Here is a 12,972-nt window from a genome sequence, read left to right as displayed (position 1 = left end):
AGAGGAGTTCGGACACAAGCCTACTGATGAGGAAATCCGCACATTGGTTATGTCATGGTATAACAGCCAGACTGATGCAGCTATCCTATCCGGATTCGCCTATAATGGCGCCCCTGTATGGCTTTCTGTGGAGAACCAGTACAACTATAAGGCAGCATACGATTTGGCCGTTCAGACGGGCGGAGAAACCCTGCCAGTGACGTTTAAGTTTGGTTCGGATGAACAACCGGAATACCATACTTTTACTCAGTTAGAAGAACTGAAAGATTTCTATACAAAAGCAGTAGGATTCATTCAGACAGTTCTGGCTGAAGGCTGGGAAAAAAAGGACAAGTTCAATTTGGAATTATATCGGATTGAGTGATTGACAATCCCTTCGGGGGAGGGATAAAAAAAGCCCCCGGCCTGTTAATATAGACGCCAATCATTTATTAACACAAAACGCCACGAGAGTGCGCGACCGGGGGCAATGCCCTCTGCCGCACTCTCGTGGCGTTTTTACGCATTAAATAAATGATTGGCATTGCAAAAGTACAAAAATGATTGGATATGACATTGTTTGAAGCACTTAAATTTAACAGAGAACCGCTTGAAATGCTTATAAGTTTGGGCGGCAAGCAGGATGACCTTCGATTCATAGACTTATATACGGAGTATGAGGTCATGAAAAAACAAGGTGAAAAGACCACTTATGCAGTGGCGTTTTTGGCAAATAAATATTCGGTAAGCGAACGTAAGGTGTATGATGTTATCAAACGGTTTGGAAAGCACTGCACGCTCGGTGCAGTGTGATTGATGTGCCGGGGATGCCTTGTGTTGTCCGGTAGAGCTACCTTTGTACAACCAAAAATAAAGCTCATGAATAAGTATTACCAGACATTAGACAAGATACTCCAAACGGGCAAAATCCAGACCAATAGGAAAGGGCGTATCAAGTATCTATTAAACGAAAGGCTCATGCTAACCCCCGCTGATTTACTTGACATATTTGAAAGCCACGGGATAGCCAGGAAAAAGCTGAAAGAGGAATTGAAACTGTTTATGCAAGGAGTCCGGGATGTGGAAAAATACAAAGAGGCAGGGATTACCTGGTGGGATTATTGCGGCCATACCCTTGTAAACAGCTATCCAACTTACTTTGAAAAGCTTCCACCCCTCATAACCAGGATTAACCGGGAAAAGCGCAACAGCAAGAATTATGTCCTGTTTCTTGGAGAAACCGGGGTGGAAAGCAACCAGGCACCCTGCCTGAGTCTTGTGCAGTTCCAAATTGATGAGGGAGAATTGGTGCTATCTGCATATCAGCGTAGTTCTGATGCGAACCTTGGGCTTCCGGCTGATATTTATCATCTTTATCTGATGGCAAGGCAGGTGGAGCTTCCCCTGAAGTCCATAACCCTTGACCTTGGAAATGTGCATATATATGAAAATAACATTGACCGGACTCTGGAACTGTTATCCGGAGTTGAAAACATTAAATTTGACTTGAACGTATGAAGAATATGAATTTATCTGCACCACTGCCATTTGTAGGCCAAAAAAGAATGTTTGCTAAAGAGTTTATTAAAGTTTTGGAACAGTTCCCTGAAGATACCGTGTTTGTGGACTTGTTTGGCGGTTCCGGACTTCTTTCGCATATAGCCAAAAGAAGCAAGCCCGATGCTACTGTTGTCTACAATGACTTCGACAACTACCGGTTCAGACTGAAAAATATCCCACAGACAAATAAACTGCTTGCCGATATTAGGGAGCTGGTGGGTAATTCGATACCCAAACATAAACCAATTAAAGGGGAACTTAGAGAACGCATTTTTAAACGTATCGAGGAAGAAGAACTAAATGTTGGGTACGTGGATTTTATAACCTTATCATCCTCACTTATGTTCTCCATGAAGTATAAATTGTCTGTAGCCGAAATGCGCAAGGAAGTCCTTTATAACAACATTCGCAAGACCGGTTATCCGGAGTCTTCTGACTACTTAAAAGGGCTTGAAATTGTATCATGCGACTACAAAGCAGTATTCAACCAATATAAGGATGTTCCCGGAGTCGTCTTTTTAATTGATCCGCCTTATCTTTCCACTGATGTTGGTACGTACAATATGTATTGGCGCTTGTCTGATTATTTGGATGTTTTAAAGATACTCGAAAAGCATTCCTTCGTTTATTTCACATCCAATAAATCCTCCATACTTGAACTGTGTGAATGGATTGGAGCAAACAAAACCATTGGCAATCCTTTTGAGGGTTGTACAAAAAAGGAATTCAATGCCCACATGAATTATTCTGCCGAATATACAGACATGATGCTGTATAAGAAACAGGAAAAATTAGTTCATAAAACAGCTGCTTAGCACTGAACAAAGATACAATTTTTCAAGTAGAAGGCCAAACTTTTGAGCCTTATTTTAATGCCGTTATAAAGCCATTTTTTATGAAATTATAAAGCCGAAACAGAGGTCATTACAAAACTTTTGTTTCGGCTTTTTGAGTGTTGCGCGCTTTCCTTTTTTGAACGCTTCGTTTTGTCCTTTTCCCTGAAAATCGAACGCTTCGTTTCGGATTCTGCGGAAATTTGGATTTGCGGATTATAGTTTTATATCTTTGTTTAACAATTAAGAATTTTGTGATGGACAAACCTATGAATCGGATAAAAGAAGTGCTTGAAGAAAAAGGTATCAAACAAACCTGGCTGGCAGAAAAACTTGGAAAAAGTTTCTGTATTGTCAATTCTTATGTTTGCAATAGAAGACAGCCCAGTTTGGAAGTCTTATTTCAGATAGCAGAAGTCCTTCAAATGGACGTAAAAGATCTTATAAAATCCTCTAACAATGATTGAAGTCGGCAATATAATAAAGAATCTAATACCAACAGAAGCTGTTGTTGTTAACAAAATACAGAAATTAGGAACTATGTATTCGCTCAAATTTACAGGAGTAAATACGAATAAAAGCAGTTCCAAGGTGATTACAGAAGAACAGTTCAGTTCTTTAGAAGTATTGACATCTGATGGAGAGTTCAATTTCAAGGGCGATCCCGATAAATTTGTATTATTTGCAGAAGCAGAAAGAATAAATTCCGCTTATCAATTTGATCCTCTATTTGCCATCAATTGTAGTGTTGTAGATCCACTACCCCACCAAGTAGAAGCCGTATACAAATTTTTGCTTCCCCAACCTAAGATACGTTTTCTGCTGGCAGATGATACAGGTGCAGGAAAAACAATTATGGCAGGCTTATTATTGAAGGAACTATTAATGCGAAAGATCATTGAGCGTATACTTATTATCACCCCAGGCGGCCTGACCAAACAATGGCAAGAAGATGAAATGGGAGTAAAATTTAATATTCCGTTTACGCTTGTCAATAGAAGTATTTTTAATGCTGACCCTACCATTTTTCGCTCGGCAAATAAAGTGGTAGCTTCTATTGATTTCATTTGCCGGGAGGATGTGTTGAACATTGTCAGCAATACAAACTGGGATATGGTCATCTTTGATGAGGCTCATAAGCTATCGGCTTATGAATATGGGCAAAAAACATATAAGTCAAAGCGATATGAAGCTGCACATTTACTTTCGCAACAATGTGAGCATATCTTGCTATTGACAGCTACCCCACATAGAGGAAGAACTGATACGTTCAAGAAACTTCTTCAATTATTAGACGAAGATATCTTTGCAACAGAGGATATTGCTGCCGACAGAGTAAAAGAATTAAGTAAAGATGGGCTGAATAAGTTTTTCATACGCCGATTAAAGGAGGACATGAAAGACTGGAATGGCAACAATCTATACAAGGATCGGTATACTAAAACTGTATCTTTTCAATTGACACCAGAAGAGAAGCGACTTTATGATAATGTAACCAATTATCTGACCAAACAAAAAGAAGAAGCAACCGAAACAAGGAACATTCATGTGTCTTTAGCCTTGGCTGTAATGCAACGACGATTGGTTAGTTCTATTTTTGCGATCAAAAATACATTATACAAACGCTGGATCGCGCTACAAGGCATAGTAGATGAAGTCAGCAAGAATCCTAATATATGGAAGCAACGTCAAAAGTTAGAAGAACTGGATGTGGATAGTATTGACCAATATGATGACCTGGAGGACGATGAACGGGATGCGTTGGATGGTATCCTATCTGACCCTCGAAAATTCAAACTGTTCACCACTTCAAAAAGTTTAGCAGAGATACAGACCGAAGCTAAAGAAGTGAAACGGCTGTATGAAATGGCGAACAGCCTGTACAATCAAAATCAAGAAGAAAAGAAATACATTGAGCTAAAAGAACTCTTAAAAAGTCAGGGAGTTATCAATGGTGAAAAACTCGTTATTTTCACAGAGCACAAAGACACATTGCTCTATTTGAGAGAACGCCTAAGCAATAACGGCTATAAGGTAGCAGTCATTCATGGAGGCTTATCGGTTGATGAACGCCGCCAGGCACAATGGGATTTCATGTCTCCTGAAACCCAAATACTCATTGCAACTGATGCTGCAGGCGAAGGTATCAATCTTCAATTTTGTAGATTGCTAATAAATTGGGATATCCCATGGAACCCTAATCGCTTAGAGCAACGCATGGGACGTATCCACCGCTATGGACAGAAAAATGATGTATTGGTCTTCAATATGGTGGCGGACAACACTCGGGAAGGGCAAGTATTGTCCCGTTTACTGATAAAGTTGGATATTATTCGTCAAAGCATGGGTGATGACCGCGTTTATGATGTTATTCAAGATGTACTGAAGGATGTCAGTCTGGATGCTATTATAGCTTCCGTCTTTGATGGAAAAGAATCTTCCTTTGATAAGTTTATAGAGCAGGATGAAACCATCATTGAGAAAGTATTTCGGAATAAGATAGAAGAACAACAAAAAGTAATCGCCCATAGTGAAGTCGATTATAAAGATGCCCGTATCCTCAAAGAACATTCTGACGAGAAACGATTGCAACCGATTTATATTCGTCTGTTTTTTGAAAGGACTTTCAGCTATTTAGGTGGCAAATATAGGATGATACAGGACGGAATTTATCAAATGGAAAACATTCCGGATATACTTTCCAAACGTCTAAAAGATGATTATAACATCTATGCTGAAAATATCAATAAATTATTGTTCTGTTTCGATAAGCACATATTCCTGGACTATCAGAACACCAATGCCATATTGGGTAAGGTACACTATATCAATCCGGGTAATGCTTTGTTTGATGCACTCATTGATTGTGTGCGGGATTCTTTCAGAGACGAAATGCTGAAAGGTACGATTCTCGTTTCACCGGAAGATACTGAAGACTATTTTGCTTTTTACGTTAAAAATCAAATCACAGATAACCGTCCTAACAAAGGAGACGACAGTATAGCTAATGAGCAGCTTAGTTTTGTCTATCAAACTAATAATGGAGTGTTTCATGCAACTTCACCGGCCAAGTTTCTGGATCTGCATGCACCCCTTCAATTTGCCAAGCAAATCACTCCTCCTGCTGTTATAGGTAATGAAGAAGTCACCGAATGGGCATTCGAGAATATCACCTTACCTCTGTTCACCTCTACGCAAAAGATTGTAGAATCAGATGCTACAAAGCGGAAAGAATATTTGCAGACTGCATTCAGTCAGATTATCATGGATTTGGACATAGAGATTAATGAATTGCAAGGTAAGGTGTTATTGGGAGATGTAAAAATACAGGAAAAGCTGCTGCATAAGATGGAACGAAAAGCAGAACTACTTCGCAAAAAAGATGAACGCATACGCGAAATGGAGCAAATGGTTCAAATAAATCCCAAAGCTCCGGAAATATTGGGATGTGCTTATGTCGTCCCCCTCAGCCAAATGGAGTATGAGCAACATTATGGTATGAAAAGAGACGATGAAGTAGAAGCCATAGCTATGAACATGGCTATCGAATATGAAGCAGTCAATGAATGGCAAGCGGAAGATGTTTCCAGCCAAAACTTAGGATATGATATCCGGAGCATCAACAAGTTGGATATTAAACGGTATATTGAGGTCAAAGGGCGTTCAGGGATCGATGGAGTTATGCTGTCGGAGAATGAAATGAACCGGTTGGCACAACTAGGAAACAGTGCATGGCTTTATATTGTAGTGAATTGCAAATCTAAACCACAATTGCACCGTATTCAAAACCCAGCCAAGAAGCTAATCTTTGAACGGAAAGACAAAGGAGTACAATACTACCTGCCACTGGATGAATGGAGAAATAAAACTGAAAAATAAGAAAACATAGATATGACAAAAGCAAAAAAGCTAATAGAGGTAGCTATGCCGATTAAAGAAATATCGGCCGAAAGTGTACGTGATAAATCTATTCGTCACGGGCACATTTCTACTTTACATTTATGGTGGGCACGCCGTCCACTTCCTGTGTGCAGGGCTGTAATCTTTGCCAGTCTGGTACCAGACCCATTGGATGAACAATGCCCGCAGGCTTTTAAAGATGCTATACAGGAGTTGTTAGGAAACGATCCACTATATGCACCTTATCCGGATATTCCATATACTGCCATATACGATCCAATGCCGGACAATCTACGCAATCGTTTGCTGATGTTTATAGGTAAGTTTTCTCCAGTCTGTCAAACTAATATGTTGAAAGGCAAAAATACAGCTTCGAAAGAGCAGTTAAGTGAAGGTTGCCTGATAAAATGGGAAAGTAAAAATGATAAGGTTGTTTTGACAAAAGCAAGAAAGTTAATTTGGGTTGCATACAATGCAGGACAGAATCCTGATGCTTCTTTTATTTCGTTAAGTCAATCATTTGATGCTGCCTATCAAGCTATTGAAGAAGCTGAAAACAATCTCTATAGTTGTATAGACCGTCATTTAGAAACTGATATCATAAAAGAAAAGGAAGTTGCGCTACAAACTGCAATTGATTGTTTTCAAAAACAGATGCCAAGTGTGTTCGATCCATTTGCGGGTGGAGGCGCTATACCTTTAGAGGCAGCACGTTTGGGATGTCGCAGTTATGGCAATGATATTAATCCAGTTGCCCATATCATTGAAAAAGGAAGTGTAGAGTTTCCACAGAAATATGGTAAGCCCATACGATATACAGAAGAGGAGTTTCGTCGTATTTACGGGAAAGAAGGTATAGACATACTCATTACCAAGGGAATTTCTATCTGTAACGGCATTATTGATATTCCCAACAGGCTTTCTTTTGATGTGGAATATTATGCCAAGCAATTGTTAGCTATGACAGAGAAAGAAGTAGGGTATTTATATCCTGCAGATGAGAATGGGAACAAACCAATCGCTTACTATTGGGCAAGAACTGCTACTTGCTCTAATCCAAGCTGTAAAGCAGAAGTTCCTTTATTGAAGCAGTTTTATTTGGCAAATACTTCATCGAAAAAGGTGTATTTGAATCCTGTCATTAATGGGACAGATATTCAATTCGAGATTAAGGAAGGAACGTGCCCTATAAAAGAAGGATGGAACAAAACAGGAAACCTAACTTGTCCATGTTGTGGTAGTGTAACAACTTCTAAGCAAGTAAAAGAACAGTCTTGTGAATCCCAGTTAAAGGAAAAATTTATTGCAACTATAGTAGAGTCTCATGGTGGAAAAAAATATCAACTTCCATCCATAGACTTATTACTCCCCAATATTGATTACCATAATGAGTTTATACCCTTAGAAATGATGACTAAGCAAACAGACTTAATTAGCAGTCGTGGATGGGGAATAAATCAATGGTATCAAATGTTTTCTAGCCGCCAACTTTACATGCTCCAATCATTTACCAAAAACTTCTCTCTTTTAAAAAACAAAATAGAGCCTACACAATACACTCAAGCTCTTTACACTTACTTAGCAATCTGGATTGATCGAATTGCTGTTGTAAACACATCTTTGGGAAGATGGCATAATAGTGGTGAAAAAATAGAACACCCATTCAGCAGACAAGCTATTGCCATGGTTTTCGATTATCCGGAATCCAATCCTTTCTGTAGTAGTTCTGGCAGCGCAACAAACCAACTTGAATGGATACTGCGATATATAGAATCAGAAAGTAATTCTTCTTTTTGTACTAATTTAAAAAATGCATCAAGTGGAGAAAGAAACCAATTTGGAGAAAAACAACTAACCGCTGTGGTTACAGACCCTCCATATTATGATGCGATTGCGTATGCTGATATATCAGATTTTTTCTACGTTTGGCTAAAGCGAACATTAAATGATACATATCCATTAAACTTTTCAACACCGCAAACACCTAAATCAGAGGAGTGTACTGCGCTAAAACATCATCATAACAATAGCGAACAAGAAGCTAAATTATACTTTGAAAAGAAGCTCACAGATATATTTGATGCAATAGAACAACAAACGTCTGATATTGTCAGTATAATGTTTGCTCACCAAACAACAGAAGCATGGACCACGTTGTGTAATTCTATTCTAAGTGCCCGCATGAACATAACAGGCAGCTGGCCTATGGATACTGAAATGGCAAATAGAAGTTTGGGACTGGCAAGTGCCGCACTTGAATCTTCTGTAACCGTTTCCTGTCGTCCCTCCGAACGTTCTGGTTATGGCAGCTTCAAACAAGTGAAACGAGCCATTGAAGAAAAAGTTAATAAAGAGGTAGAAAAACTTTATGGGTTAGGTTTTCGCGGCGCCGATCTATTAACAGCTTGCTTTGGACAAGCAGTAAGTGAATTTGGCAAATATGAAAAAGTAGAGAAAGCTGATGGAAGCGAAGTGAATGTAACAGAACTTTTAGAACTTGCAAAAACAGCAGCCTTCAATGCCTTGCTCAGAGGTTTTGAAGGAGATGAATATACCAAATTCTACATTGGCTGGTTACAAATGAATGGTATGGGAAAGACTGATTTTGATGACGCTGCCAAATTCACACGCATCGGCATGAATATAGATGTTAGCAACATATTCCATCATCATTTACTAATTAAAGATGGAAACAAACAACATTTAGCTTCCTACACAGAGCGAATCACAGGCGAAATACAAGGCACTAGCATCAGTGATCCATTGATAGACCAAGTACAACAAGCAATGATGCTATGGTCTAAAGAAAATCGTCCTAAACTATTGCGTCTTATTAAGCTGGTAGGTTCTGAAGCTAACAATAGTTTTTGGCGTGTATTGGCCTCCCTAAAAGAGTTACTCCCCGATGGAGATGACCTTAAACAAGTAAATGAGCTACTTGCTAATAGTGAGGAACTAATTCAGTCTTGCCAGAAGGATATAACCGGTCAAGCTACACAAATGAATTTAGGATTTTAATAAATACAGAATGATTATGAATGATAATTTATCCAAAGCACTCAGTATTTTTATTGAAGCTATGCGTCCGTTTGTCGTGGGTTTCTTACTGGAGAAATTTAAGGATGAGCCTTGGGAAGGCGTATTCTTTGCACGGCTTAAACCGGACAAACAAAACACTTGGAATAAAGCTGTTCAGTCGCTATCCGCAGATAGTGACCGTAAGCAACTGGTAGATTATAGCAATCTCTCAAGCTTTGCCATTGCCTTTAAACAAGAGCTAACCGATGAATTGGGAAGTAGCAAGGAGGCAAATAAACTTATCAGCTATCTGCAAGAGATACAGGAAGTACGTAATAAATGCAACCACTATCAGCCATTGGATGAAGACGAGATAGACAGAGCTTTTGGCACTATGAAATTAGTAGCTAAATTACTTCAGATGCCTGATTTAGTGACAGAAATAGATACAATAAAAAATAGAGGAAATGAACCGACTATTCAAATAGAGACACCTATCACTACAGAAGCTTCTTCTACAGTTTCTTTCTCCGAAAACTCCCCTCTACCGGCCTGGTATACGAATGTATACCCTCATTATGACATCCGCAACGGCTCACTTGACGAATCTGTTTTTGCTGCAAACCTTAGCGAAGTGGCTATGGGCATCGGACAAGAGGTGTATAGCAATCCGACTATGTTCTTTGAAAAGACCTATATCACAGCCGGATTGCGTGACATAGCCAACCGGGTTGTTCGGGCGTTGAATGGTGAAGAAACCGATAACCGGGTAATCTCCCTGCAGACAGGATTCGGAGGTGGTAAAACGCATACGTTGATCTCTTTATACCACATTACAAAAACTGGAAAATCTCTACTCTCTTCAGCTTATACTCAGCATATTTTAGATAGTAAAGTAGCTCCTCAGTTTGAGAATGCGCAAGTAGCAGTGTTTACCAATAACACCACTGATGTATCACAAGGCAGAACCACCGATAATGGAATCACTATTTATACTTTATGGGGAGAGTTGGCTTATCAATTAGGAGGTTTAGAAGGATACAACTTAATTAAAAAGAATGACATAGAACGAATTTCACCGGCAGCCAACTTATTCCGACCTATCCTGGAAAAGTCAGCTCCTGCTCTTATACTAATTGATGAGTTAGCGGACTATTGTAATAAAGCATCGGCAGTCATGATAGGAAAAGGAAGTCTATCTGACCAGACTATTGGTTTTATGCAAACACTGACTGAAATAGTATCTTCCGTACCTCGCTGCGTATTAATTGCCACATTACCCGCTAGCGCAACGGAAGTTGCTTCATCGGCCATCGGTCAGCAGATACTGACTGCTTTAGAAAACCGTATTGTCCGGGTTGGAACAAGTATTAAACCCGTCGAAGATGAAGAAATATTTGAAGTCGTTCGCCGTCGTTTATTCGACAACATTGGGAATCCACAAGTGATAGAGCTTGTTTTAAACCGTTACAAGAATACATATCATAATCGGCGTTCCGATTTACCCAATCAAGCCGACCGCATGGAATATATTAACAAGATGCGCAAATCTTATCCCTTCCATCCGGAATTGATTGATATGTTTCGTTTAAAATGGGGACAGGATTCTCGTTTCCAGCGTACTCGTGGAGTATTACGATTATTAGCATCCATCGTGAAGGATTTATGGACACGACGGGGATCATTAACCGGTACCCAAGCATTAATCCATACCTCGGATGTCAACCTTAGTAATCTGCCAACATTGACAGGTACTATAACCAGCCTGATGGGAAGTCAGTGGGAAACAGTGATTCATGCCGATGTTATAGGTACCTCAAGCAATGCTTATAAAATAGATAACGAAGATCCTAACAACAATATCGGTAAATATAACTTAACCCAAGGTATAGCCACTACCATATTAATGGCTTCATTGGGCAACTTGCAAAACAAAGGATTGACTATTGAAGAACTAAAACTATGTATTTTGAAACCTAGTGCATTCAATCATAGTGAAGTAAATAGTGCATTAAACAAATTGGAACAAGTAGCTCATTATCTCTATTCCACTAATGTTGGCTCACGCAGTTATTGGTTTCAATCCAAACCTAATATCAATATTTTGGTAAATCAGGCTAAAGCTGAAATAAACCAAGCGGATATTTCGGGGGAAATTATTAATCGACTAAATGTACAAACCCGTAATGTATCAAAAATCAAGGTACTGGTTAATCCAGCCAATGACATTCCTGAACAAAAAAGCCTTACATTGGTGATACTCGGCCCTGAGTATACAACACAACCCGGAAGTATAAATACCAAAACCAAAAAGCAAGTTGAGCAAATAGCCCAAAATAAAGGTAATAGTAGTCGAATATACAGAAATACTATACTATATTTGGCATGCTCTGAAATAGGTTTAGGTATGCTACATAGTAAGCTACTCGAGTATTTGGCTTGTACGAAAATACAAGCTGAATATAGTGGACAGATAGAACCAGAACAGAAGAAAGATATTTTGGAGCGTAAAGCCGAGTACGATAAGCAAGCAAATGCTTTACTTATTTCCGCTTATAATATTGTATGTAAATACTCTGTAAGCGAGGGGCTAGAGAAAATCGAGATTAAAGATTTTGCACAAGATTTTAACACGCAACTAAGTAGCAATCTTTTTAACAATATAAAAGAAGAAGAATGGCTGCTTGAAAAGTCAATTGGGCTCGGAACTTTACGCAGCAGTGGCTTATACCCTACAATAGAGCAACCTATACAAGTTAACGACTTATATGAATCCTTTTTACGATTTGATGACAAACCCATGATTTGTGGAGTGGAAACTGTCAGTCAAAGTATCCAAAAGTATTGCGAGAATGGTGATTTTAATGTAGCTTGTGGTGAACAAGGAAACTACAATCGCATTTATCATCATGAATCTGTTCCATTCTTAGATGTTACCGATCCGCAATATTGGTTAGTGGATAAATCTATTAATAATCAACCAAAATCTGAAGAAAGTTCTACCGATGAACAGTCAAGTGCTTGGAATTCACCCACAGGAGAAAAATCGGAGCATACGGACTACTCCCAACCTGTTGATGAGATACGGAAATTCAAGTCCATCAAAGTATCCGGAAAAGTACCGGTTGAGCGTTGGACTGATTTATTCTCCAGCTTTGTTGTTCCTCTCAAAAATAATGGTTTGGAAATAGAAATCTCTTTTAAGGCTAAAACCACAAGTTCAAATCCATTGGATGAATCGGCACAAATTTACAAAGTAGTAAAGGAATCGGCAATGCAATTAGGCCTCAATTTGGAAGAAGAATAGAATAAATAAAATAAAGTAAGAGCCATGAAATCTGTGACTCTTACTTTATTTTTGCTACTTATTATTGTACCTCTTTGGAATTAAGAGATGGATAATAAAACCGGACAAGTATCTACCAGTCAATCATATTTATTGTAAAAAAACGCAAGTAAAGATACAATTCGTGCAGAGATAGACTATTCAATATTACCTAGAAAGACAACAAAGTGAGTATTAGAATTCAATATATATGAGGAAGTTAATTAAAAATCATATTTTCACATACTAAAGCGCGTGACAAATATAATGCAAACATATATAAATATAACATAATAAACAGAGGAAAAACACAAAATAAAAAGCGGTAAATCAATGATTTACCGCTTTTTATTTTAT

General features: G+C 38.7%; 8 protein-coding genes. All 8 read left to right on the top strand.

Going from position 1 to position 12,972, the window contains the following annotated elements; translation table 11 throughout:
* On the top strand, positions 1 to 364 hold a 364-nt coding region (locus QK890_RS16670), incomplete at its 5' end, for a hypothetical protein (protein ID WP_367627466.1).
* A gap of 185 nt (positions 365 to 549) precedes the next feature.
* Positions 550 to 792 (top strand): hypothetical protein, encoded by a 243-nt coding sequence (locus QK890_RS16665; RefSeq protein WP_007562467.1) that lies wholly within the window; start codon positions 550 to 552, stop codon positions 790 to 792.
* Positions 793 to 858: 66 nt separating this feature from the next.
* Complete coding sequence (locus tag QK890_RS16660; protein WP_007562465.1) at positions 859 to 1,497, top strand: thymidylate synthase; 639 nt, start codon at positions 859 to 861, stop codon at positions 1,495 to 1,497.
* The gene (locus QK890_RS16655) at positions 1,494 to 2,354 is read left to right on the top strand and encodes a DNA adenine methylase (protein ID WP_007562461.1); all 861 of its coding nucleotides are present in this window, start codon (positions 1,494 to 1,496) and stop codon (positions 2,352 to 2,354) included. Before QK890_RS16660 ends, QK890_RS16655 begins: the two co-directional genes overlap by 4 nt.
* Positions 2,355 to 2,629: 275 nt before the next feature.
* Positions 2,630 to 2,839: a helix-turn-helix domain-containing protein gene (locus QK890_RS16650; RefSeq protein ID WP_032540868.1), complete on the top strand. Its 210-nt coding sequence runs from the start codon at positions 2,630 to 2,632 to the stop codon at positions 2,837 to 2,839.
* Between the two features lie 73 nt (positions 2,840 to 2,912).
* Positions 2,913 to 6,251: a helicase-related protein gene (locus tag QK890_RS16645; protein ID WP_233481267.1), complete on the top strand. Its 3,339-nt coding sequence runs from the start codon at positions 2,913 to 2,915 to the stop codon at positions 6,249 to 6,251.
* Positions 6,252 to 6,263: 12 nt separating this feature from the next.
* Positions 6,264 to 9,290, top strand: a complete 3,027-nt coding sequence (locus QK890_RS16640; protein WP_223129545.1) for a DUF1156 domain-containing protein — start codon at positions 6,264 to 6,266, stop codon at positions 9,288 to 9,290.
* A gap of 16 nt (positions 9,291 to 9,306) precedes the next feature.
* A complete protein-coding gene (locus tag QK890_RS16635; RefSeq protein WP_032540897.1) occupies positions 9,307 to 12,597 on the top strand; it encodes a DUF499 domain-containing protein in 3,291 nt (1,096 codons plus the stop codon).
* The last annotated feature ends 375 nt before the right edge of the window (positions 12,598 to 12,972 follow it).

The sequence above is a fragment of the Bacteroides sp. NGMCC 1.200775 genome, from assembly GCF_040798045.1.
Taxonomy (GTDB): Bacteria; Bacteroidota; Bacteroidia; order Bacteroidales; family Bacteroidaceae; genus Bacteroides; species Bacteroides hominis.
This window is presented reverse-complemented; position numbering and strand designations above follow the sequence as displayed.

Coding starts and splice junctions, on each gene's coding strand:
- QK890_RS16665 (WP_007562467.1), top strand. CDS start 550: ATGACATTGTTTGAAGCACTTAAATTTAACAGAGAACCGCTTGAAATG.
- QK890_RS16660 (WP_007562465.1), top strand. CDS start 859: ATGAATAAGTATTACCAGACATTAGACAAGATACTCCAAACGGGCAAA.
- QK890_RS16655 (WP_007562461.1), top strand. CDS start 1,494: ATGAAGAATATGAATTTATCTGCACCACTGCCATTTGTAGGCCAAAAA.
- QK890_RS16650 (WP_032540868.1), top strand. CDS start 2,630: ATGGACAAACCTATGAATCGGATAAAAGAAGTGCTTGAAGAAAAAGGT.
- QK890_RS16645 (WP_233481267.1), top strand. CDS start 2,913: ATGTATTCGCTCAAATTTACAGGAGTAAATACGAATAAAAGCAGTTCC.
- QK890_RS16640 (WP_223129545.1), top strand. CDS start 6,264: ATGACAAAAGCAAAAAAGCTAATAGAGGTAGCTATGCCGATTAAAGAA.
- QK890_RS16635 (WP_032540897.1), top strand. CDS start 9,307: ATGAATGATAATTTATCCAAAGCACTCAGTATTTTTATTGAAGCTATG.